The sequence below is a fragment of the Arthrobacter sp. yr096 genome, from assembly GCF_900108925.1.
Classification (GTDB): Bacteria; Actinomycetota; Actinomycetes; order Actinomycetales; family Micrococcaceae; genus Arthrobacter.
In genome coordinates this window covers 172,644-195,794 of record NZ_FNYI01000008.1, presented here as the reverse complement: position 1 = coordinate 195,794, position 23,151 = coordinate 172,644, and the positions used below count along the sequence as shown (strand labels likewise).

Here is a 23,151-nt window from a genome sequence, read left to right as displayed (position 1 = left end):
AGACTCAGTCCCCCGGCGTCAGATGGTCGAACACCAGGTTCGTCTGGGTGTTGGCGATTGCAGGATCCGATGCGAGATGGATGGCAATGAAGTCACGCAGTTCCTTCGGCGTCCCGCAGGCCACATGTACCAGAAAGTCCTGGTCACCAGCCAGCAGGAAGACGCTTTGGACGTTTGGCAGCGCCCTCAACCTCTGACCGATCGCCAACATCTTGTTCCTTGCCTGCGAGTTCACCCGGACTGAGATCAGCGCGTAGACCAGCAATCCCAACGCTTCAAGATCCACTGATGCGTGGAAGCCCCGGATGATCCCGGCATCCCGAAGGGCCCGGACCCGTCCCAGACAGGTAGAAGGTGCAATCCCGGCCTTCGTGGCCAGTACATTGTTGGGGATCCGCGCATCGGCCATCAGCTCCTTGAGGATCAGCCGGTCCGTATCGTCCAGCCGAACGCGATTCGCGAGGGCACTCTGATTTCGGGCGATAGTTGAATCAGACACGAATCAATCCCTTTTCATTTTGTGATTCTTCAAAATCCTTGGTGCCAGCTTGAGTTGGATTCTATCTTGAAGCGATTTGCAGAATCGACGAGGAGGTCGTGATGAGCAGTTTCGACAAGATCCAGGAACGTGAAGGCGGGCTGAAAAAGCAGCTCACTTCACGCCAGATGACCATGATCGCGCTGGGCGGTGCAATCGGCACGGGCCTGTTCCTGGGGAGCAAATTTGCCATCGGCCTGGCCGGTCCCAGCGTGATCATCAGTTATGCGATTGGCGGGCTGATCGCCCTGCTCTTGATGGGTAGCCTTTCAGAGATGACAGTGGCCCACCCTACCTCGGGCTCGTTCGGCGCTTTCGCCGAGCACTATGTCAGCCCGCTGGCCGGATTCCTGGTCAAGTACATGTATTGGTCCTGCATTGTGCTGGCCGTGGGCACCGAGGTCACCGCGGTGGGCGAATACATGAAACTGTGGTTCCCTGACGTGCCCTCGCTGCTGTGGGTCATCTTCTTCTCGGCAGTGCTCATCGGCGTGAACACCTTGAACGTGAAGGTGTTCGGAACCCTGGAGTACTGGTTCTCCAGCATCAAGGTCTTCGCGATCATTGCCTTCATTGTGCTGGGCGCATACATCGTCGTCGGCGACCGTACGGAAGGTACAGGCTTCCAGAACTACACGTCCGACGGCGGATTCTTCCCCCACGGGCTGTCCGGCACCTGGTTCGCGGTAATTGTGTCCATCTTCAGCTACCTCAGCATCGAGATGATCGCCATCGCAGCCGGCGAAGCCAAGGATCCCGCGACTGCCGTGAAGAAGGCCTTCCGCACCACCATTGTCCGGCTCCTCCTCTTCTACATCGTCACACTGGCACTGATCCTGGCCATCGCCCCCGTCAGCCAGATCCTGGCAGGCGGCAGCCCTTTCGTCACCGTGATGCAGAACCTGGGCATCCCCTTCGCTGACAGCCTGCTGACCTTCGTGGTGATTATCGCGGCACTGTCCGCCATGAACAGCCAGCTCTACATCTCCACCCGCATGATCTTCAGCCTCTCCCGCAGCGGAGACGCACCGTCCATCTTTGGAAAACTCCGGCCCAACGGCGCACCCGTGAATGCCCTCATTCTGTCCACGGCCGGAATTGCGATCGCCACCGTGGTGTACGCCATGTTCCCCGAGACTGCTTTCACCTTCATGATGGCCATTTCCATGTTCGGCGCCATGTTCACCTGGTTCATGATCTTTGTGACCCACTGGTTCTTCCGCCGGAGCCTCAAGCGCAGCGGAACTGAGCTCTCCTACAAAACCCGTTTCTACCCCGTGGGCACCATCCTGGGCGCCGTCCTCATGCTTGCGATTGCCGTGAGCACGCTCGGCACCGAGGCGTTCAGCATGACACTGATCTTTGGCCTTCCGTCCCTTGCACTCGTCACGGTCCTGTTCTTCGTGGTGCAACGGCGCAAGAGTCAGGCACCCTCTGAAGAATCAAACCCCGGGGAGGACCCAAACACCGTCCGGAAGACCGCCGTCGTATCCTCGGAGAACAGCACGAACTCCACTGCCTCCAGCGGGCTGCCTGCAGAGGCACCCGCTGACGATGACGACCAGAACGATCTCACGGCGTCGAAGGCTACCTCGGCAACCTGACGCGCATCCCAACCATAGATTCCGGCGCTGATCGCGGGGAAAGCCACGGACCGGGCACCCAGTCCCGCTGCCACCGTCAGACTTTCGCGGAAGCACGAAGCCAGCAGCGCCGGATCCGTCTGCCCTGCGTGCCTGTTGGGTCCCACGGTGTGGACCACCCAGCGGGCAGGAAGCCGGAAGCCGGGCGTCGCGACGGCGCCACCGACTGGCAGCCCACCCGGCAACTCCGTCCGCCGCAGCTCACGGCACGCCTCAAGGAGTTCAGGTCCAGCGGCCCTGTGAATTGCGCCGTCCACTCCCCCTCCACCGAGCAGGGATGAGTTTGCGGCGTTGATGATCGCGTCAACGCCGCGCGTGGTGATATCTCCGTGCAGGATGTCGATTCGCATGCCGCCAGTCTCGCGCCGGAGCAGCGGCAGCGGCAAGTGCGGTACCTTGTGGCCATGGACATCACCGCCCCCGAGACCTGGGGATCCGCAATATATCTGTGGATCGTCCCCATCGTGCTGGGTGATGCCATCTTCCCGCCCATCCCGTCCGAGATGGTGGTGATTACCGGAGGCGCTCTCGCTGCCGACGGCCACGCCAACTTCTGGCTGATCCTGTTCCTCGCCGCTTTCGCCTCCTGGCTCGGAGACATGGCGGTTTTCGTGTTGTTCAGGCGGCGCATCAGCCATGTCCTGGACCGATGGTCATGGGGCCGCCGGGTTCACCGCGGAATCCACGAGGCAATCGCCAAGGCGGGCCGCTCCTCAACGTACGGTGCCATCATCGGCGCGCGTTTCATCCCGGGAGGAAGACTCGCTACCTCGTCCGCAGCTGGCATCGCCAATGTTTCCGTGCGTGGATTCAGCCTCTGCGCCGGCTTGGGCGCCGTGTTGTGGGCCGTGTGGCAAGTGGGCCTGGGCTACTTCACCGGCTCCACCACCAAGCTTCCCTTCTGGGCGAGCTCGCTGATAGGCGTGGGAGTCGGCCTGGTAATTGGTGTGGTGGTGGGCCTGATTGTCACCAGGCGCCATGGCAGCCGCTCACCCGTGGACGAACCGTACGACGGCGATGTCCCCCAGCCCGAGTAGCGTCCCGGCGTTGGATTCCTGCGGTCCTAGATGGGCGACCAACGGCCGCGGCTGCGACGCAGCACGTACAAGCTGCCGGTAAGGGCAACGCGCTCGACGGCGTCACGCATCATGGCAGCCGACGTGCGGGCTTCGTCGTTCTCGCCCCTGTAATCGCGGTCGCCTACCGTGAAGCGGAGGCTGATCTGTGGCACTCCGCCCACAATGTCCAGCTGGTTCGATTCCACGTGATGGCGGGTTTCCAAGGCCTCTACGGCGGCGGCCATGACGGACTCGGGGGCATTGCCCGGTTTGAGGCCAGTGATCTTCAACTTGGTCTGGAACGACGGCATCCCACCACCCTAACGCCCGATTGCCGTGCCTCGGACCGCGATCCCTCTCTCACCTACCGCACCAACAGAAGGATCCCTCTCTCACCGGGTGAGAGAGGGATCCTTGAAAACGCGCGTTAGGTGAGAGAGCGTCTGCTAGCCGGTGTTGCGCAGGCCGGCGGCTACGCCGTTGACGGTGATGAGCATGGCCCGCTGGAGCCGCTCGTCGATCTCAGCCCCGGATACTGACTCCTCACGGACACGGCGAAGCAACTCCACCTGCAGGTAGCTGATGGGGTCGAGGTACTGGTCCCGGATTTCCAGGGAACGCTTCAAGGTTGGCTGGGCATCCAGCAGCTCGATCTCGCCCGTGAGCCGCTCGATTTCGGCCACCGTGAGCTCGTATTCGTCGCGGATCATGTGGAACAGACGGTGCAGTTCTTTCGGAACCAAGGAAGAAACGTAGTGGCCCGCGATTTCCATGTCCGTCTTGGCCAGTGTCATTTCCACGTTGGAAATGACAGAGCGGAAGAAGTGCCAGCGGTCCATCATCTCCAGGAGCTGGTCCGTGTAGCCTGCCTCGCGGGCTGCCTTCAAACCTGAACCAACGCCGAACCACCCGGGCACAATTTGGCGGGACTGGGTCCAGCCAAACACCCACGGGATGGCCCGGAGTCCGCCCAGTCCCGCGCCGGAATCCGGTCGCTTGGACGGACGGGATCCAATGTTCAACGAGCCCAGCTGCTCCACCGGCGTTGAGGCCAAAAAATAGGCCGGCAGCTCAGGATCATCGATCAACGTGCGGTAGCGGGCGAATGCTGCGTCCGAGATGGTTTCCATGACGTTCGCGTAGCGCTCACGCTCGTCTTCCGAGGTGCGCGGCGTGCGGTGCAGCGCCGAGCCCTGCATCACTGCGGCCAAGGAAAGCTCAAGGTTTTCGCGGGCGAGTTCCGGCAGGGAGTACTTGTCCGAGATGACTTCGCCCTGCTCGGTGAACTTGATTTCGCCTTCCAGCACGCCATTCGGCTGGGCCATGATGGCATCGTACGTCGGTCCGCCACCGCGGCCCACGGAACCACCGCGGCCGTGGAAGAGACGGACGCGGACCCCGTGCTTGGCGGCCACATCGCGCAGCTTTCGCTGGGTCTTGTGGATTTCCCACTGGCTGGTCATCACACCGGATTCCTTGTTGGAATCGGAGTAACCCAGCATGACTTCCTGGACATCGCCGCGGAGGCGGACCAGCTCCCGGTAGGACGGATCGGACAGCAGCTGATCTACGATCTCAGCTGATGCGCGGAGTTCCTCCACGGTCTCCAGCAGTGGAGCGAAGCCGATTTTGGCGCGCGGCTTCCCTCCGAAGAGGTCAATCAACCCGGCCTCACGGGCCAGGACGGCGGCAGCGAGAACATCGTCGGCACCGCGGGTCATGGAGATGATGTAAGTCTCCACGACGTCCGGACCGTAGGTGTGCAGGGCCTGGCGGATGCTCCGGAAGACGTCGTAGGTACCGTCGGCCGTGCCCTCGAGCTTGATCGGGTGTCCGGAAAGAGGACGGCGGGAAGCCAACTCCGCACCCAGGAACTCGAAGCGCTCTTCACGGGTCAGTTCGCCATAGGGCTTCCCGGCACCAAGCCTGTCAACGAGCTGGCCCACAGCATCGTGGTGGTAGTCGGCATGCTCACGGATGTCCAAGGTTGCCAGGTGCAGGCCAAACGCTGCGATGGCACGGCGAACCCGGGCCAGGGCACCGTCTGCCACCAATCCGGCCGCGTGGTTCCGCAGCGACTCTTCCAGGAGCCCGAACTCAGCCAGCAGCTCCGATGTGGTGGCGTAGTCACGGCCTGGCTCGTGATGGCTCGAGGCCGCAACCCGACGACCGGTGTTGATCAGCTTGGCTTTGATGCAGGTCAGTTTCAGCCTGTAGGGCTCCTGCGCATTCAGTTCAAGAATGCGTTTGTCCAACCCCGGCAGGTTCTTGAGGTCCACAGTGATTGAGTCCAGCAACTCCTGGTCGGCCCCAAACAGTGCCGTGGAGTTGGAGAGGACCGAGATGAGTTCGTCGATCAAGGCAATGCTGATGCGCACGGCGTTCTGGTTCTGGAGCTGCAGGATTTCACGCGTGACTGCCGCGGTGACGTTCGGGTTGCCGTCACGGTCGCCACCGATCCACGAACCAAAACGAAGCGGCGCGGCAGCGGCCGGCAGCGTGACACCGTGCTCGGCAAGAAGTTCCGAGAGGTCCGTCAACATTTCCGGCATGGCGTCGGTGAGGATGCTGTTCAGGTAATAGATGGCGTTACGCGCTTCATCTACAGGGGTGGGGCGGACCTGGCGAAGCTCATCCGTCTGCCACATCTGGTCGATGATTTCAGCAAGCTGGCGGTCTTGGCGCCGGCGGGCGGACGTGCCCTCGGTGGTGGGCTCGGCTAGGACATCGGACAGTTTGCGCACTTTGTCCAGGACCGAACGGCGTGATGCCTCGGTGGGGTGTGCCGTGAAGATGGGACGGACATCGAGTTCGTTGATCACATCCTGCAGGACCTGCGGACCCGCCTGGCCTGCAATCTCAGAGACTGCCTTGGCCAGCCAGCCGTCCTTTTCCTGCCGGGTGCGAAGTCCACGGACACGGTGAACCTGCTCTGCCGCGTTGCTGAGGTGGAAGTAGAACGCAAAGGCGCGGACCAAATCGGTGGCCTGCTCCAGTGGCAGCGAGGCGAGCAACTCACGGACCTGGGCAACGACGTCGTGCGCGCTCCAAGGGCCGGTAGCGTCCGCGCCGCCCCTGGCGGCTTCCTTGGACTCCTTGGTCAGCAGGCGCACCTGTTCCACGAGCTGAAGGAGGTCCGGACCGTGCTGTCGGACCAGTGACTCGCCAAGGAGGGTGGAAACGCGGCGCACATCGGCGCGCAGTTCGGCAGCGAGATCGGTGTCTTGATGGGCAGTGTGAACCATAGATACATACCTTCGGGATCTGGTGTGGCTCGTACACTGCGCTGGATACTGTGAGCCGGATTACTTATGTTTCCTACGGGATCTTACCCGCACCAAACTCAACGCAAGGAATGCGTCTCAGATTTTGGCATCACCATGCGGGCCGGCAGGATTCGGAAGGACCACCTTGCCGCCCAACAGCTCTTGGCCTGCGGGGCCGGGGCCTGCGGACAGGTTCTGGTGCCTGCGCTGCCGCATTTCTTCAAGGGCAGCCGCCGCCTCCACCCTGGTGGGCGCACCCGTTGCAGGTTCCACCATGGACAGCACACTCCCGAGCGTGCCGGTAGCACCTTTGGCCGGCACGCCGCGCTGAACCAGCCGTGTTCCCGCCCAAATGGAACCAAGAACGAGGGCGACACAGACCACCACTGCAACCACGGCATCGATCCCCATGCGGCCAGCGTACGCCCGCCCAAAGCCCGCGCCTACCCCTGCATTACCCGGCCCATGCCTTTTTGAGGACGTCCCAATGCTGGTCTTCCATGAGACTCGCGGGTTAAGCCCACGTAGTCCCAAACGTGGAGCCGATGCACGTGGTGGAGCAGGAGGTCACCCCCGACTTTCCGGACATGCCGTTGACATAATCGCCGTTGACATAGTGGTGAGGGCCGCGGGATCGTGACGCGGACCTTTCCTCCTACTGGGCTTGGTACTGGTATTCGAACTGGCCCGGGACAAGCCCTGTGCCGCTCAAGGAATAATTGAGGACGCCGCCATCTTTGGAGCGTCCGGAGTCCGCGGTCACATGAAAGTGAAGGCTGCCCCGCTGCACCGAGTCCGTGACACACATGACAACGGACTGCCCTTCCATGGAACATGCCCAACCATCGGGCACACGCAGTGAACTCTCCAGAATGCGTGCATGCCCTTCAACCGAAAACACGGCCTTGCCACTGCCCAAAGGCCCAGTGCCGGAGGCCGCGAAGTCGATTTCCATAGCGGTACCGCTGGAATCTCCTCTGCCACGGTTCTCCCTTACGAACCCGGAGATTGTTGCCGCGGTGGCCGCTGATGGAACGGCAGAAGGCACCGGTGCAGGCGTCTTGGCCGGTGGAGAAACGGGGGCAGGCGTTGTCATCGTCGGCTCAGGCAGCACTCCGGGCGGTGGCAAAGGCTCTTCCGGTGCCGGGACAAGGGTCTCAGACTGCTCCTCAAGCGCTGGCAAGGGCTCGGTTGGTGGCGGCACGGACGTCGATGAAGCTGACTCAGCGGGCATCGGGGCCACCGGAGCCGGGGCCGGGGCACCCGTCTGAGCTGGTGCCGGCGTGGCCAGCTCCAAGCCATTTTCCCCTTGCGCCGCGGCTGTCTCCACTGCCCGCTGCTCCGTGGAGACTTCCGGAACCTGCACCTCTCCAGCTCCCCCCGCTCCCAGCATCAGCCCAACCCCTGCGGCTGCGAAGAGCGCCATGACGGCCGGCTGAGCCAAGGCATGGACTGCCAGCGCCACTTTGGCCGGGGCCATCCCACCCAGGAGGCCCACCGCAGCACCTTTACCAGCCCACATCGCCAGGGGGATTCCTGTCACCAGCGGCAGGAGTACTGCCCGCATGCTTCCCTGGACATCGTTGAGCTCGGCAAGTGCGGCTGTGCACATGGAACAGCCGTGCAGATGATTGCGGACCTTGCGTTCAGCGGCGCTGGACAACCCACCCCTGAGGAAGCTGCCAAGCTTGGAAGCGAACTCGGCGCATTTGCCGTCCGCCTGATCCGCGACGTGGCTCTGCAGGTATTGGCGTCGCAGGCCCTCGCGAGCACGGACAGCGAGCGCAGAAACCGCATTGGGGGTCAGACCAAGAATTGGCGCCACGGCCGCCGGCTTCATCCGCTCAACGTCCATGTACCAGAGCACGGCCTGCCAGCGTTCCGGCAAAGCGTGGAATGCCTTGGCCACTGTGCGTGACTCGAAGGCGCTGATGACGGCGTCCGACTCGAGCACTGTTTGATCCAGAACAGAATCGTCACCGCTGGCCAGTACCTTGCCTGCTTTTCGATTCCGTTGATGGGACAGCCGGGTGACGGTGGACAATAGGTACGCCCTGAAGAACGCGCCCGGCCCTTTCCCTGCAACAATGCTATGCAACACGGATTGGAAAGCCTCAGCCACAACATCCTCGGCGTCGCTCAGGTTGTCGACATTCCGCCTTGCCACGGTGTAAGCAATGGACAAATGGCGCCCATACAGTCCGTCGAAGGCGGACATGTCCCCGCCCCTGACCAGCTCGATGAGGTGACGATCGCTGCCGGTGTCACCTTCTGCATCGCGGCTCGCATGTGATCCGTGTGCCATCTATGGCATCCCGAAACCGTAAGTAATCCTGCCCATGTTTATGGAGTGAGTGCAGGCAGCGAGTCGTGACGCGATTTGTACAATGTCTTGAACAAAGACGCTGGAAGTCTTCTTTTCCAGCCAATCCCGGGGCAGCGTCGTCACGAAACAGTGCTGGTATGCACTTTTCGGATATGACATCGTTCCGGAGAAAATCACTCGCAGAATGCACGTTCTCGCGGCACCTTTTGCTGCGTCGATGGCAAACCACCAGCTATCAGACAGGTTGGCGGTTCCATGCGGATTGGTTCCTGCCGGAAGTCCGGACCGTGGTGGCATCCCTGGAGACGAGCGCCACGGTTCCAGCACCCACCGCCAAGTCGCTGGGCGCTGCCCGCGCAAGAAATGGCGTCAGCATCACCGAGACCATGACTGACTTCCGCGCGCTCTTCACGGCCGCGGGAGAGACCGTGGACGTCGAAGCTCTGCAGTCCCTTGCCGAAGGTTGGGCGGAAGCAATGGAAACTGCACCACCACTATCGTGCACGGATGTCTACACGGGCCTGGCTACCCAGGCCCACTTTCGGCGGCGTATCCACGAGATTTCCACGTCAGGGTCCGAGCGGCCCGGAACGCTGGTTCTGGCCATCATCTCGATAGCAAGCCCCCATAACAGCCAGAACCATTGCTGGACGCTGCTGGCCCGGATCGGGGAGGCCGTCAATGGTCAGCTGGACGGAACCGGCGCGATGGCCATGTACCAAAACTCGGCTATCCACGTTCTTTTTCCCCTCAGCCAAAGCAACATCTCCCGGGTCATAGGATGCAAGATCGCCGTGGAAGCCCTGGGTGACGGCGCACTGAGCCCCGCACGCACCAAGTTCTATCCTCTTCCGTCGGCCGCCGCTGCCACGGCATCCGCGCCTCATGATTCTTCCTCCGCAACAAATTAGGAAAGCTGCGCCGACTGCGTCACGAACCGCATGGTGATGACACTCACTAGCTGACCGGCAATGGCGGGTGCGGCATCAAGTGCCTGCCCCGTTGGTGCCGTTGATCAAATCACGGCTCGCGCTGGCATGTTTTGAGGGCCGGCGCGAGCCGTTCCACCGACTCCTCCATGAGGAACCACGGATTGCCATGACGAACCGCGGATTCGGGGAATGCCCACGTACGGCGCATAGTTGAGGCAAGTGCAACTATCGAGAACTGACGTGACCACAGCCGAGGAGACCCATGAGCTCGCCCACCACCGCAACCGACGCCCAGCTGGCCCGTTGGGAACGGTTCCGTACCGGTCGGAATGCTGCCCTCTCCACCGGACACGGCTGGTTGACGCTGACGTCCTTCCAATGGCTTGAGGCGGACCCCACGGAGCTGGAACTCGTTCCCGGGCTATGGTCTACCGATGGCACCACCGCATCTCTCACGGCGAGCGCTGCCGACGGTCTCACTTTCGTTGAGACCGGCGCGAAGGTGGAAGGAACAGTCACCGCCGTCCTGGAAGACGAAGAGTCCCTGATGTGGGTCCAATACGGTGGTTCGGACGGTAAACAAGTGGTGGTGGAACTCGCCATGCGTGCGGATAAGTACGCTGTCCGCACCCGGGACGACAGTTCTCCCGTGCTGACGGAGTTCAACGGCGTACCGACGTACGACTTCAACCCTGACTGGATTATCGGAGGCAGGTTCGAGGCCTACGCAGAGCCCCAGGAGGTACCCATCGGAACGGCCAACCCCTTGGTGGACGGGGTCCATCGCTCCGTTGGCGAGGTAGTTTTCCAGGTACCGGGCATCCCGCACGACATCCGGCTCCACGCCGAGGAGGAGAAACTGGGCGCCCTCAATGTGACCTTCCACGATGAAACCAACGGCGACACCACGGATGAGTGGCGCAAGGTGTTCATCCCCCGCCCACGCCCCGATGGTTCCGTGGTGATCGACTTCAACCGCAGCATCAACTACCCCAGCGCGTTCACTCCTTACGGAACGTGCCCCATGCCGGTCCGGGGCAATTCGATCGACGTTCGGGTGGAGGCCGGCGAAAAACTCCCTCAGGAGTAGGCCTGAGACTCCCGCGGCCTAGGTGATCGCTGAAACCCCGGTCACCGCGCGGCCAACAATGAGCGAGTTGATTTCGTACGAGCCCTCGTAGGTGTAGATGGCCTCGGCGTCAGCAAAGATTTTGGCAATCCCGTAGTCGGTGACGATTCCGTTCCCGCCCAGGATGGACCGTCCCAAAGCCACTGTCTCCCGCATCCGGGCGCTGCAGTAAGCCTTGGCCAGCGCCACTTGTGCCATGTCCGCGCCCCCGTGCCGTACGCCCTGGGCATCGGTATGGATTCCTTCCTGCAGTTGCGCTATCCGGACCATCATCCCCATGCTGGCAACGGCGTTTCCGAGCATGTCCACCAAGTGCTGCTGGATGAGTTGGAACTTGGCGAGTGGTTTGCCGAACTGCATCCGTTCCACGGCGTACTGCCGGGCGACATCGAACGCCGCCAATTGCTGGCCTACAGCTTGCCAAGCCACCATGATCCGGGAACCCCGCAGCAGGTGGTTGGTGTCCGCAAAGCTGCTGATTCCGGCAAATCGATCTGCCTCGGCTACCTCGACGTCCACGAACACAATGTCGGCGTTCTGCACCGTTCGCAGGGCAATCTTGTTCTCGATGCGGCTCCGGCTGACGCCCGGCAAGGATGCGTCAACGATGAACGCCCGCACGGCCCCGTCGGCTTCGTCTTTGGCCCATACCAGCATGAAATCGCAGAACGTCCCGTTGCCAATCCAGCGCTTGGCACCGTTGATCACCCAGTAGTCACCGCCGTCGTGCTCTGCCCGCACGACCCGACGCGCGGTGGTTTCCATGCCGCCTGCAACATCGGATCCGTGGTTCGGTTCGGTGAGTGCGAAAGCTCCGGTGGTTCGGAGGTTGGACGCGTCGTCAAGGTAGCGGTCCTGTTGCGAGTCGCTGCCGAAGTCGTACAGCGACTCCACGAAGAGATCGTGGTGGACCATGAAGAACGTAGCAATGGAGGTGTCTACGCGGGTCATCTCGGCGATGACCAGGCCGGCGAACAGGTGGGTGTAGCCTCGCTGGGCCGGCGCACTCAGTCTGAGCGCCGCGAGCTTGGGCAGGATGTGTTCCGGGAATTCGGCTTTCTCCCACCATTGCCCCGCGTAGGGAGCGATCTCCGTTGCCAGGAAGGCCCGGAGTTCATTGAGTTTGCGCTGCTCCTGAACGCTCAGCAGGGACTCGAAATCAAAAAAGTCGGCGGTAGGCAGGCCTTCGACTGATGCCGGCGCAGCAGCCGCCGAACCGGAGGGCAGCGAACCGCCACTGTAGTCGCCCATCATTTGAGTCCCATGCGGATGGCGCCATCAAGCCGGATGGTCTCACCGTTGAGCATGGCGTTCTCCACGATGTGGGCCGCCAGGTTTGCATACTCGGCTGCACGGCCCAGGCGGGCTGGATGCGGTACTTGCTGGCCCAGGGAATCTTGGGCGGACTGGGGAAGTCCCGCCATCATGGGTGTTTCAAAGATGCCCGGCGCAATGGTGGCCACCCGGATCAGCGAACGCGCGAACTCGCGTGCCAGCGGAAGGGTCATCGCGGCAACGGCACCTTTCGACGCCGCGTAGGCAGGTTGCCCGATCTGGCCCTCGAACGCGGCAACGGAGGCGGTGTTGATGATGACCCCACGCTCGGGCCCTCCCAGTTCAGTGGACACGGGCTCGGTTTCCACCATGGCCGCTGCGGCAAGCCGGAGCACGTTGAAAGTGCCCACCAGATTGATCTGGATGACTTTGTTGAACGTCTCCAGCGGCAGTACGCCGTCACGGCCGAGGACCTTCCCTGGGGTTGCAATACCGGCGCAATTCACCACAATCCGCAACGGCCCCAGGGAGGTTGCGGCGTGAACAGCGGCCTGGACCTGGGCTTCGTTGGTCACGTCAGCGGGCGCGAAGACCGCCCGGGAACCGTGACCACCGGCGTTCAGTTCTGCCGCGTACGCCTCGCCCGCCGATTGCGGCAGATCCACCAACACCACCGAGGCTCCGGCGTCGAACAGACGCTTGGCAGTGGCAGCCCCCAAACCCGACGCTCCACCGGTGACCAGCGCGACCGTACCCTTGATGTCCATCCATCCTCCTTGATGCAGAACTCAAATCCGTTAATGCATGTTAACTGGAATTGTGAGCCAGCGCACGCCGCACCTGCCCGGATAGGCTGGCTGCATGTCCGTTCATCAAGCCGCCAGCCCGCAACCAGCCGCCGCCGATGCCGCGGAATGGGCGGCCCGCGCCAATCAGGCGGCCCGCTCGGTGACCCGTACTTTCGGCCGTCGGCTGCTCTTCCTGCCCGGCACGCACCTCGGCGCGGTCTCAGTACCCAGCAACACCGTCAAGGGCCTCTTCGGCCCCTGGCACTACTGGTGGCAGGCCCACTACGTCGACTGCCTGGTGGACGCCGGACGCCGCGAACTGGCTGCCACAACAAAGTTCGACGGCGGCTCCCGTCCCGGTGCGGGCCGGCTCGCTTCCCGCCTGGTCACCACCATCCGGCTGCGGAACCTGTTCCGGTTTGAGAACCACTTCTACGACGACATGGCCTGGCTCGCCTTATCTACCCTCAGGCTCGAAAAGCTGGCGGAAGAGACCAGACATCCGGGCCGCAGGCGCAACGCCTACGTACGCAAGAAGCTGACGCTGCAATTCGATTCAGCTTCCACGGACGATCTGGGCGGAGGGACGTTCTGGAGCACCCAGCGCGACTTCAAGAACACCCCCGCCACAGCCCCGGTTGCCCTGTACTTCGCGCGGACGGATCACCGGGAACGGGCCCAGTCACTGGTGACCTGGCTCAATGCCAAGCTTCTCCACCCCCAACGCGGCGTGTACCAGGACGGGCTCAGGATCAGGAATGGCGAGACCATCCTGGAAGAGGCGATCTACACCTACAACCAGGGGCCGGTGCTGGGGGCATTGCTGGAACTGGGCGGCCCGGAAAACCTGGAACGGGCCGCACACCTGGTCAAGTCCGTTGCCCGCGAACTAGCTGTTCCGGGCACCCGGGTCATCCACGGCGACGGCACAGGCGACGGCGGGCTCTTCACCGGAATCCTGGTCCGGTACCTGGCATTGGCTGCACGGGACCCGCGACTTCCCACGGACGCACGGGAGACGGCCCGGGAGTTGGTGCGCACTACGGCTGCGGCTTTCTGGACGAGCCGCCGCGAAGCACCGGAACTGCAGCGCAGCAAAGCCCCGGCTGAAGCCCCCTTTATCTTCTCCCCCAACCCACTGCGGCCGGCGGGCGAAACGTATCCGCCAGGTGCCGCCGTCGAACTTTCCACCCAACTGCAGGCGTGGATGACGTTCGAGGCAGCCGCAACACTGTAGGTGTCCCCGAGCGCGAGGTGGCCCCTAATGGGAGGACGCGGGGCGCTTCTTCTGTGGGTACGGGGCTTCGTGGCGGGCTAGCATTTCCACGAATCCGGCGATCTTGCGGGCGCGCGTCTCGGCGCGCTTGACCCCGTTGGTGCGGTGGATCAGCGCAAAGCGGTTCTGGGAAGTCAGGACGTCGAACATGGCTTGGGCCTCAGGAACGGCTGCGATGGCTGCCGCGAGGTCATCCGGGACGACGGAATCGGCAGGGCCTGCATAGGCAGCCTCCCAGCGGCCGTCCGCTTTGGCGGCCGCGACGGCGGCACGGCCTGCGTCGGTCATCTTGCCTTCGGACTCCAGCCGGGCGATGTGCCCCACGTTCCGCACGGACCAGATACTCTTGCGGCCTCGCGGCGTCATGCGCTGGAAGTAGCTGCCGGCGTCGCGGCTCCTCGCCTGACCGTCGATCCAGCCGAAGCACAGGGCCTCGTCCAAGGCCGCGTCATAGTCCAGCCCCGTAACATCCCCGCCCTTTTTGTGCAGGATCAGCCACACTCCGGGGCATGTTGCTGCGTTCGCCGACAACCAGGAACGCCATTCGGCACCGTCACGGACAAGAAGTTCTTCAAGCTCAATGGGCATGGATTCATTCTGCTGTGAAGGGCAGATACGGCATAGGCTGAAACGCAGAAACCCTGACAAACCCAGGAGGAGCAATGCTGCGATCCCGCCCCATCCACTACACGTCCCGTCCCGAAGAGTGGTCCGCGGTCCTGCACGCGTTGGGGCTGGTCACCACCGTGAATGAGGGCAGCTGGCGCGAGTTCGACGCCGGTTCCGGTCGCCTCGCGTTGGGCGCCGTGGATCACGGCCACCCGCTGGACGGCTCCACGGTCTTTGCTGTTGAAGCGGGGAATCTGGAGGAGTTTGCCCGTCGTACCGAGGAAGCCGGCACCCAGGCAGAACTCCACGAAGGCCCGGACGGAACCACCGTGCAAATTTCTGCGGACGACGGTTTTGAGTTTTTCGCTTTCCCCGCCGAACGAGCCACTGATGGCACCTGGGCTACGTCAACAGCGGCCCACCCCGCCGTGACTGTGGTGGCCACCTGGATCAGCCCATTAGTGGGCCTGGCAGCCAACGCGCTCAGTAACATCGGCGCCCGGCCACGGACCTCGGACGACGAATCGGCCACATTTACCACCAAGAACGGCGGAATCCTGCGCGTCATCCACGGCGCGGATGCCATCAACGGCGATCTCGCCTTTGAGTACGACGGCGGGCTGGAGCCACTGCTGGACCGCCTGAGGTCAGCGAAAATTGAGTCCCGGATCAGCGAGGACGTCCTGTATATCGCCAATCCTGATGCCGCGGGCGGTGCGGCACCGGCGTCGATCGTGGTGGAAAGTTCGCCCCGATCGACGCCAGCACCGCAAGCGAGCTAGTTCGGCTGGTTCTCCAGCGCCCCGTCACACAGGCGGGCAACAACCTCGGTGAGCATGGTGAGTCCGGCCACGATGTCCTGGTCGGTGGTGTATTCGTGCTCGTTGTGGGAGATGCCATCAACGCTGGGAACAAAGAGCATCACGGTGGGAACGATGTCCTTCATGTTGGTGGAATCGTGCCCGGCCAGGGTCATCACTTCCTTGTTGGACAGCCCCAGATCCGCGGCAACCTTGGCCGCGAGTTCCACGCCTTCGGGCTGGTACGGGGTGACGGCCCAGGAGTGTGAGTGGTTCTTCTCCACGGTGACGTTGGCCAGCTGTTCGATCTCCGTGATGCGGGCGTGCAGCAGGGAGTCGGCCTCGGCCAGGACGGCTTCGTCGGCGCTGCGTAGGTCCAGCAGGAGGTTCACGCGGGACGGCACCACCACGGGCGAGTTGGGGTACACGTTGAGCTGACCCACCGAGGTGTGCAGGACACCCGGGAAGCGGTCGGCGAGTTCGCGTGCGGCAACCACCAGCATCGAGGCCCCGAGCAGGGCATCTTTGCGGTCCGCTATCACCGTGGAACCGGTGTGTGCCTGCTCGCCGTGAACCACGAACTCGTACTTGTTGGCGGCCCAGTTGGAGCTGACAAGGCCGATGGTGAAGCCGTCGCGCTCCATGCTGCGGCCCTGTTCGATGTGGATCTCGGCGCAATATGCGGCCTCCGGCCCCTCATACGTTCCGCGGCAGCCGATCGCGTCCAGCGCGTCACGCACGGTGACACCGGCGGCGTCCTTGGTGTTGAGGGCGTCCTGGAGTTCCAGCTTGCCGGTGTAGACGGACGAGCCCATCATGGACGGCTTGAAGCGGCTGCCTTCCTCGTTGAACCAGTTGACGACGGCGAGGTTGAACGTGGGTGCCGTGGCGCCGGCTTCCCAGCGGGCGGCCAAGCGGAACGCGGCGTGGGCAGCAGCGAGGACACCATACGCGCCGTCGTAACGTCCCGCCGTCGGCTGTGAATCCATGTGCGAGCCCACCACCACGTAGGGCGCACCGGGCACGGCTTCGTAGAGGCCCCACTGGTTGCCGGCGTGGTCGAACTTCACCGTGAAGCCGTGCTCCTCAAGCAGGCCTGCGAGCCAGCGGCGCTGCTCGCCGTCGGGAATGGTTGCGGCTTGGCGGTCCACGCCGCCGTTCTCCGTGGCACCGAAGGCGCTCATGGTGCGGAAGTCCTGCACGAACGCGGTGTCCTGGGCGGTGAAACTGGTGGTGATGGTCATGGTCTCCCCTATGAGCTTTGGGTTGCTGATACACGGCCCGCCGAAACACGGGAAGCGTACGGACTTTCCGAGGAAGGTTCCGCGCGGAAGTGGGTTGATTGGTAGGTAAAACGGCCTCCGACGGCGGTGGCCAGGACGTGGAGTTCGCTGATGGCAGGTGCCGTCAGCGGTGAGGCGGACAGGACGGTGAAGTCGGCAAGCTTGCCCGGCGTCAGGGTGCCTTTCTCGCTGAGGGACCCCGTTGCTGCGGCGGCTCCGGACGTGTACGCGGCGAGTGCCTGGTGTGGGGTGAGGCGCTCGGCCGGGTTCCCGAAGACAGCCCCGGACCCGGTCCTGCGGTCCACGAACGCCTGCATGCCGCGGAGCACGTTCCCATCGGCAACCGGACGGTCCGAGCTTCCCGCGAGCATCACTCCTGCGCCCAGGAAACTGGCTGCCCGGTAGGCCCACGGCAAACGGTCCGGCCCGAGGGACGCGGTCATCCCGTCCCCACCCTCACGGAAGAAACTTGCCTGGGGTGTCACGGCGATTCCCGCGTCCGCGAGCCTCGCCAGCTGCTCGGGGCGGGTCATGGAGGCGTGCTCGATCCTGTTCGGCAAACGGCGCTGCCCATACACGGCCTGGCAGTCGGTGATGATATCCACGGCCAGGTCAACGGCCCGGTCCCCGATGGCGTGCGCCGCGATGGACCATCCGGCGGCGTAGGCGGCCTCGATGCGCTCCCGCAACTGGGCCGGATCCGCTTGGAAGTAGCCAACGTTGCCCCGGTTGTCCTTATGCCCGTGGCTGCAGAACTCGTGGCTCACCGCTGCGGTTTCGCCCAGGAGCGAGCCATCCAGGAACACTTTCGCAGGGCCCAAGGACAGGTACTCATTCCCGAAGCCGCTGGTGATGCCAAGATCCAGTCCGGCCGGGGCTTCACCAACACTGTCAGAAGCATGACCGCCCAGGCCATGCAGCACATCGAGCACGGGCATGACCTGTGCCCGGGCATGCAAGCGGCCGTTGGCGGAGGCACTCTGGTAGGCAGCGAGCTCGGCCGGGCTGTGCCCGATCCACCCGCCGCCCACCCCGGCCTCGGTGAAACTCGTGATGCCCTCGGAGGCGTAATACAACGTGGCCCTCTCAAGGGCGGCCTCGATGTCCTCCAGCGAGTACGGCAGGATCAGCTGCTGGATCAGTTCCTGGGCCGTCTCCTGGACCAGTCCCGTGGGACGTCCCGCTGCGTCGCGGACGATCGCTCCGCCGTCGGGATCCGGGAACGACGGCGACTCCGCACCTGCCAGGCGCAACGCGGCTGTGTTGACCACGGCCATGTGCCCGGAGTTGTGCCGCATGAACAGCGGCCGCTCCCCCGTGATGCGGTCCAGCTCGGCGATGTCCGGAAAGGACCCGCCGTGCTGGGTCTGGCTGAAACCAGTAGCGAAAAGCCAGCCCTCGGCGTCGTCGCCGTCGGTAACAGCACCGGCGCTGCTAACAGCACCCCGAAGCAGCCCATAAAGCTCCTCCAGGCCGCGGGCACCGGACACGTCCAGCTCCGCCAGGCCAAGCCCGAACCACGTGGTGTGGCAGTGGGCATCGATGAAGCCGGGAGTGACGGTGGCACCGCCAAGATCGAGCACCTGAAGAGCATCCAAGCCATCCAGGTCCTCGTCCAAGCCCACGATGCGGCCTTGCCAGATGCCCAGCGAGCCGGCCACCGGGCGGGCCGGATCCATGGTGATGATCTCTGCGTTCCGCAGGAGGAGGTCGAGTTTCATATCAGGTTCTAGCGGTGGGACGTGGTGACGGACTTGATGCGGGTGTAGTCCTCAAGTCCATAGACGGAGAGGTCCTTGCCCGTGCCTGAATGCTTGAACCCGCCGTGCGGGGCTTCGGCCGGGATCACCTGGTGGCAGTTGATCCAGACGGCCCCGAAGTCGAGCTCGTTGGATACGCGGGTCACCACGCCATGGTTCTCGGACCACACGCTGGAGGCCAGCGCGTACTTGGTGCCGTTGGCGAGTTCGATCGCTTCTTCCTCGGTGGCGAACGCCTGGACGGTCAGCACTGGGCCGAAGATCTCGTCGCACACCACCTCGTCTGTTTGGAACACGCCGTCGATCACGGTGGGTTCAAAGTGGAAGCCCGTTCCGGTGCGCTTGCCGCCGGACAGGACGCGGGCGTTGGCGGGCAGGCGGGACATGAAGCCCTCTACCCGCTCCAACTGCGCGGCACTGTTGAGCGGGCCAAGATCCGCATCGGATCCTCCAACCTTCAACGCGGAAGCAGCGTCAGCCAGGGCTGCTGCGAACTCCGTATGAATGTCCTGGTGCACCAGTACGCGGGTCACCGCTGTGCAGTCCTGCCCGGCGTTGAAGAAGGCGGCCAGGGCGATTTCGCTGGCAGTCCGCTGGATATCGACGTCGGCAAACACCACAGCGGGCGCCTTGCCGCCAAGCTCCAAGTGCACGTCCTTCAGGGTCTTGGCCGCCGCAGACATGACCTGCGCACCGGCCCGGGTGGAGCCCGTAATGGACACCATCTCCGGGATGTCGTGGTCCACCATCGCAGCGCCGGCTTCGCGGCCGCCGCACACGATGTTCACTACGGCGGCCGGGTAGACCTGCTGTGCGAGTTCGCCCAGGACCACAGTGGACCAGGGGGTGGTGTCGGCAGGTTTGAGGACCAGGGTGTTGCCAGCAGCGAGGGCCGGACCGATCTTCCAGATGGCCATCATGAACGGGTAGTTCCACGGCGTAATCTGGGCCACCACGCCAATGGGCTCCCGCCGGATGGTGGACGAGAAACCCTCCACATACTCGGTCTGCGCCGTACCGGAAACCACCCGGCACGCCCCGGCGAAGAAGCGCAGTTGGTCCGCGCCGCGCAGGATTTCCAGCTCCTTGGTGAGGGCGGAAGGCTTGCCCGTGCAGGCAACCTCGGCCTCGAGCAAACGGTCAACGTTCGCCTCAATGAGGTCCGCCAGCTGCAACAGCAGCGACTGACGCGTTCCCGGCGTCGTGCGCTTGAAACTCTTGAAAGCTGCGGCAGCGGCCTGGAAGGCGGAGTCGACGGCGGCCGCGTCGCTGTCCGGTGCGGTGCCGATCTGCTGGCCCGTGGCGGGGTCGAAGAACGGCAGGCTGGCCGTGGCGTCCACGGACTGGCCGTTGATGATGTTCTGAAGCTGAATCACAGGAGGCTCCGGTCAGTTTGTTGAAGTCTTGGGCGAACGCGTGGTGGGGTCCTGCGGCAGGTGCAGCAGGGCCGGGAGGCCGGAGTCCACTGCGCGGCGGAACGCGGCTGCGAAGTCTTCCGTGCGGTCCACCCGCTCGCCGTAGCCACCGTAGGAGCGGGCGAGGGCAGCGAAGTCCGGGTTGGTCATGTGCGTGCCGGACGGGCGGTCCGGGTAGTGCGCTTCCTGGTGCTCGCGGATGGTGGCAAAGATGCCGTTGTCCACCACCAGGACGATGAACGCAGCGCCGTAGCCCATGGCCGTGGCGATCTCCTGTCCGTTCATCATGAAGCAACCGTCGCCGGCCACGGAGATGACCTGACGGCCCGGGTAAGCGAGCGAGGCTGCCACGGCTGCCGGGATACCCATGCCCATGGCGCCGTTGCGCGGAGCGGCCAGGGAGTTGGCCGAGTTGTGGTCCAAGTACCTGGCGGGCCACAGGGCGTGGTTTCCGGCACCGAACGTGAGGACGGCGTCGTCGGCCATCTCCTTCTTGAGGACCTCCATGGCGACGCCCAAGTCGACGCCGATGCCGCCGTCGGGCTGGGGCGTGGAGAACGCGAGCTGATCGGCGCGGGCGCTGGCGAACCAGCCCTCCTGGCGGTTGACCGCCACGGAGGTGGCGGGGAGCGACACCGCGAAGGCCGTGACATCCGCGATGATGTGCTGGTCCACACGGCCGAAGTGGCCCAGGAGGTTGGCGTCGGCGTTGACCACTACGGTTTCGGCGTCGAGTCCGCGCTTGTAGCCATCGGAGAGGACGTCGCCGCGGACGCAGCCAACAAAGACGATCAGATCGGCGTCGTCCAGGCGCTGGGCGTTGGCGTCGCTGCGGCCGTAGCCCAGGAAGCCGGCGTAGGCGTCGCTGCGGTGCGGGACGGCGTCGTAGGCGCGGAAGTCAGCCACCACCGGGATGCTGTTACGGCTTGCCCAGGCGGCCAGCTGCTCGCCGGACTCCTGCGTCCAGCCTTCACCGCCGACGACGATGAGCGGCTTGCGTGCCTTCTCCAGTTTTTGGGTGAGGTCTGACAGGTCCGCGGGGGCTGGCTCAGGCCGGGCAACCTTGCGGGGTTCCACCGTGGCGTTCTCCACGACGTGCACCAACACGTCTTCCGGGAGGCCGATCACCACGGGGCCGGGGCGTCCACTGAGGGCTGTGAAGATGGCGTCGTCCACCACGCGGGCGGCGGAAGCGGCGTCGTCGAGGGTCACTACCTTCTTGGCGGTGCTGCCGAACCAGGCGTTGATATCAAATTCCTGGAAGGACTCGCGGCCCCGGTCGGCCACCGGAATCAGACCCACAAACAGGATGAGCGGAGTAGCGTCCTGGTAAGCGGTGTGGATGGCGATGAAGGCGTTGGCAGCGCCCGGGCCACGAGTCACCATGGCGATACCGGGGAGCTCGGTCAGGCGACCTTCGGCGAGTGCCATGAACCCGGCACCGCCTTCCTGGCGGGCCACCACATTCTGGATGGGCGAGCCGTGCAGCCCGTCAAGGACGTCGAGGAAGCTCTCGCCGGGAACGGTGTACACACGCTTGATGCCTGCCCGTTCGAGTTGGCCAACAATCAAGTGACCTGCGGTAGTGGTGCTCAATGCTTCATTCCTTCTTCTTTGATGGAAAGGGCGGGGAGGAACAGACCGGACAGTGCGGTCAGTACGGACACAACCAGCAGGATGATGGCGCCCGGCCAGAAGGAGTTGTTGGCGGCCACCAGCGCGGTGGCGATCAGCGGCACGAAGCCGGAGATGACTCCTGCGGTGTTGGAGGTGATGGCGACGCCGGTGTACCGGACTTTCGTAGCGAACAGGGCAGTCAGCGCGGTGCCGGAAACGGCGTACGGGATGGAGAGAACGGCGACGCCGATCATCATGCCCAGGACAACCAGCACGGGGTTGCGGCTGTCGATGGCCAGGAAGACGGGGACCGCGATGATGGCCGAGGCTACGCCGCCCCACAGGATGACCTTGCTGGCGCCGAACTTCTCGCCCAGGCGTCCGGCCCAGATGAGGGCGCCGATCTCCAGCGCTGCAGCAAGCAGGGTGCCCAGGAGCAAGAGTTCAGAGGGCAGCTTGAGAACCTTGGTGCCGTAGAAGACCACAAAGCTGGTGATGAGGTAGAAGCCACCGATGCCGAGCAACGCCGAGCACATGCCCACCAGGATCTGGCGCCAGCTGTTCTTCAGGACGCCACGAATGGGAGCGTGTTCGGTCTCGCCGGACTCCATGAGGGCTTCAAATTCGGGTGATTCGCTGAGCCGGCTGCGGATCCACAATGAGATGGCAAGCAGCGGGATGGCGGCAATGAACGGGATACGCCAGCCCCAGGCGTCAAAGTTGCTCTGGCCCACCAGGAACAGCATGCCGAAGAAGCCACCGGAGGACAGGATGGTGCCGATGGGGGAACCGATCTGCGGCAGGGCAGCGTAGCGTGCGCGCTTTTCCACGGGAGCATTCTCGACGGCGATAATCACCGCGCCGCTCCACTCACCGCCCACGGCCAGGCCCTGAACAATGCGAAGGGCCACCAGCAGGATGGGGGCTGCCAAGCCGATGGTCATGTAGTTCGGCAGAAGACCGATGAGGCCGGTGACAATGCCGATGCCCACGATGGTGACCATGAGGATCTTCTTGCGGCCAACCTTGTCTCCAAGGGCACCGAAGATGAAGCCACCGATCGGGCGGGCGACGAAGCCGACCGCCAGAGTGGCGAAGGATCCCATGGCAGCCACGAACGGGTCCTGGGAAACGAAGAACTGTGCGTTGAACACCAGCGCAGCGGCTGTGGTGAAAAGGAAGAAGTCGTACCATTCCAGCGCAGTGCCCACGAGGGCAGCCAAGGCCACCTTCTTGGTAACGCTTTCATCGACGACGCGTGCTGCCGTGGGACTGGCGTCCGTGGCTCCGCTGACGGTGCTTGCCATAGTTGCTCCATGAGTGCGAACGGGACCGGACGTTGGGAGTGCCCGGGCAGATTTGTGTGACTCAATCCATAGTGCCAGTAGTTTTTCCCAAAAAAACTAGCAATCCGTCACGGAATCATGGCGCTAGAA

General features: G+C 63.7%; 19 protein-coding genes and 1 pseudogene. 6 read left to right on the top strand and 14 right to left on the bottom strand.

What is annotated here, in order from left to right; translation table 11 throughout:
* Positions 1 to 4: 4 nt before the first annotated feature.
* Positions 5 to 499, bottom strand: a complete 495-nt coding sequence (locus BMY91_RS19215) for an Lrp/AsnC family transcriptional regulator (protein ID WP_256212833.1) — start codon at positions 497 to 499, stop codon at positions 5 to 7.
* 101 nt (positions 500 to 600) lie between these two features.
* Here BMY91_RS19215 and BMY91_RS19210 point away from each other — a divergent pair.
* Positions 601 to 1,860 (top strand): annotated as a pseudogene (locus BMY91_RS19210) (amino acid permease); the annotation flags it as partial.
* A gap of 101 nt (positions 1,861 to 1,961) precedes the next feature.
* Here the strand turns inward: BMY91_RS19210 and BMY91_RS19205 are convergent.
* Positions 1,962 to 2,531: an O-acetyl-ADP-ribose deacetylase gene (locus BMY91_RS19205; protein ID WP_177179960.1), complete on the bottom strand. Its 570-nt coding sequence runs from the start codon at positions 2,529 to 2,531 to the stop codon at positions 1,962 to 1,964.
* 54 nt (positions 2,532 to 2,585) lie between these two features.
* Here BMY91_RS19205 and BMY91_RS19200 point away from each other — a divergent pair, with 54 nt between their 5' ends.
* Positions 2,586 to 3,218 (top strand): DedA family protein, encoded by a 633-nt coding sequence (locus BMY91_RS19200; protein ID WP_090824894.1) that lies wholly within the window; start codon positions 2,586 to 2,588, stop codon positions 3,216 to 3,218.
* A gap of 26 nt (positions 3,219 to 3,244) precedes the next feature.
* Here BMY91_RS19200 and BMY91_RS19195 read toward each other — a convergent pair whose 3' ends face one another.
* The 4 genes from BMY91_RS19195 to BMY91_RS19180 all read right to left on the bottom strand — a co-directional run bounded on the left by BMY91_RS19195 (position 3,245) and on the right by BMY91_RS19180 (position 8,810).
* Positions 3,245 to 3,550 (bottom strand): hypothetical protein, encoded by a 306-nt coding sequence (locus BMY91_RS19195; RefSeq protein WP_090824824.1) that lies wholly within the window; start codon positions 3,548 to 3,550, stop codon positions 3,245 to 3,247.
* Between the two features lie 135 nt (positions 3,551 to 3,685).
* Complete coding sequence (gene ppc, locus BMY91_RS19190; RefSeq protein ID WP_090824822.1) at positions 3,686 to 6,484, bottom strand: phosphoenolpyruvate carboxylase; 2,799 nt, start codon at positions 6,482 to 6,484, stop codon at positions 3,686 to 3,688.
* A gap of 117 nt (positions 6,485 to 6,601) precedes the next feature.
* Positions 6,602 to 6,916, bottom strand: coding sequence for a hypothetical protein (locus BMY91_RS19185; RefSeq protein WP_090824821.1), 315 nt, complete (start codon positions 6,914 to 6,916; stop codon positions 6,602 to 6,604).
* 244 nt (positions 6,917 to 7,160) lie between these two features.
* Positions 7,161 to 8,810 carry a sigma-70 family RNA polymerase sigma factor gene (locus BMY91_RS19180; protein WP_090824819.1) on the bottom strand — a complete coding sequence of 550 codons (1,650 nt, stop codon included), beginning with the start codon at positions 8,808 to 8,810 and terminating at the stop codon, positions 7,161 to 7,163.
* Between the two features lie 158 nt (positions 8,811 to 8,968).
* Here BMY91_RS19180 and BMY91_RS19175 point away from each other — a divergent pair, with 158 nt between their 5' ends.
* Both BMY91_RS19175 and BMY91_RS19170 read left to right on the top strand, forming a co-directional pair.
* Positions 8,969 to 9,742, top strand: coding sequence for a hypothetical protein (locus BMY91_RS19175; protein ID WP_090824817.1), 774 nt, complete (start codon positions 8,969 to 8,971; stop codon positions 9,740 to 9,742).
* Positions 9,743 to 10,025: 283 nt separating this feature from the next.
* Positions 10,026 to 10,853, top strand: a complete 828-nt coding sequence (locus BMY91_RS19170; RefSeq protein ID WP_090824815.1) for a DUF1684 domain-containing protein — start codon at positions 10,026 to 10,028, stop codon at positions 10,851 to 10,853.
* 18 nt (positions 10,854 to 10,871) lie between these two features.
* Here the strand turns inward: BMY91_RS19170 and BMY91_RS19165 are convergent, their stop codons facing one another.
* Together BMY91_RS19165 and BMY91_RS19160 are read right to left on the bottom strand one after the other, a co-directional pair.
* Positions 10,872 to 12,143, bottom strand: coding sequence for an acyl-CoA dehydrogenase family protein (locus BMY91_RS19165; RefSeq protein ID WP_090824892.1), 1,272 nt, complete (start codon positions 12,141 to 12,143; stop codon positions 10,872 to 10,874).
* Complete coding sequence (locus tag BMY91_RS19160; RefSeq protein WP_090824813.1) at positions 12,143 to 12,934, bottom strand: SDR family NAD(P)-dependent oxidoreductase; 792 nt, start codon at positions 12,932 to 12,934, stop codon at positions 12,143 to 12,145. Before BMY91_RS19160 ends, BMY91_RS19165 begins: the two co-directional genes overlap by 1 nt.
* Before the next feature lie 94 nt (positions 12,935 to 13,028).
* Between BMY91_RS19160 and BMY91_RS19155 the strand changes: the two genes are divergently transcribed.
* The gene (locus BMY91_RS19155) at positions 13,029 to 14,192 is read left to right on the top strand and encodes a glycoside hydrolase family 76 protein (protein ID WP_090824811.1); all 1,164 of its coding nucleotides are present in this window, start codon (positions 13,029 to 13,031) and stop codon (positions 14,190 to 14,192) included.
* Positions 14,193 to 14,216: 24 nt separating this feature from the next.
* On the opposite strand, the gene BMY91_RS19150 is transcribed toward BMY91_RS19155, so the two are convergent.
* On the bottom strand, positions 14,217 to 14,819 hold the full coding sequence (locus BMY91_RS19150; protein WP_090824809.1) for a YdeI/OmpD-associated family protein: 603 nt from the start codon (positions 14,817 to 14,819) through the stop codon (positions 14,217 to 14,219).
* Positions 14,820 to 14,893: 74 nt separating this feature from the next.
* On the opposite strand from BMY91_RS19150, the gene BMY91_RS19145 reads away from it, so the two are divergent.
* Complete coding sequence (locus BMY91_RS19145; RefSeq protein ID WP_090824807.1) at positions 14,894 to 15,622, top strand: hypothetical protein; 729 nt, start codon at positions 14,894 to 14,896, stop codon at positions 15,620 to 15,622.
* Here the strand turns inward: BMY91_RS19145 and BMY91_RS19140 are convergent.
* From BMY91_RS19140 to BMY91_RS19120, 5 genes are read right to left on the bottom strand one after another with little or no spacing between them, the layout of a single operon-like run.
* The gene (locus BMY91_RS19140) at positions 15,619 to 16,884 is read right to left on the bottom strand and encodes a M20 family metallo-hydrolase (RefSeq protein ID WP_090824805.1); all 1,266 of its coding nucleotides are present in this window, start codon (positions 16,882 to 16,884) and stop codon (positions 15,619 to 15,621) included. The genes BMY91_RS19145 and BMY91_RS19140 overlap by 4 nt on opposite strands.
* 8 nt (positions 16,885 to 16,892) lie before the next feature.
* Positions 16,893 to 18,644 carry an amidohydrolase gene (locus BMY91_RS19135; RefSeq protein WP_090824804.1) on the bottom strand — a complete coding sequence of 584 codons (1,752 nt, stop codon included), beginning with the start codon at positions 18,642 to 18,644 and terminating at the stop codon, positions 16,893 to 16,895.
* A gap of 8 nt (positions 18,645 to 18,652) precedes the next feature.
* Positions 18,653 to 20,059 carry a gamma-aminobutyraldehyde dehydrogenase gene (locus tag BMY91_RS19130; protein ID WP_090824802.1) on the bottom strand — a complete coding sequence of 469 codons (1,407 nt, stop codon included), beginning with the start codon at positions 20,057 to 20,059 and terminating at the stop codon, positions 18,653 to 18,655.
* 12 nt (positions 20,060 to 20,071) lie between these two features.
* Positions 20,072 to 21,694 carry a thiamine pyrophosphate-dependent enzyme gene (locus BMY91_RS19125; RefSeq protein WP_090824800.1) on the bottom strand — a complete coding sequence of 541 codons (1,623 nt, stop codon included), beginning with the start codon at positions 21,692 to 21,694 and terminating at the stop codon, positions 20,072 to 20,074.
* A complete protein-coding gene (locus tag BMY91_RS19120; RefSeq protein WP_090824798.1) occupies positions 21,691 to 23,022 on the bottom strand; it encodes an MFS transporter in 1,332 nt (443 codons plus the stop codon). Before BMY91_RS19120 ends, BMY91_RS19125 begins: the two co-directional genes overlap by 4 nt.
* Between the last annotated feature and the right edge of the window lie 129 nt (positions 23,023 to 23,151).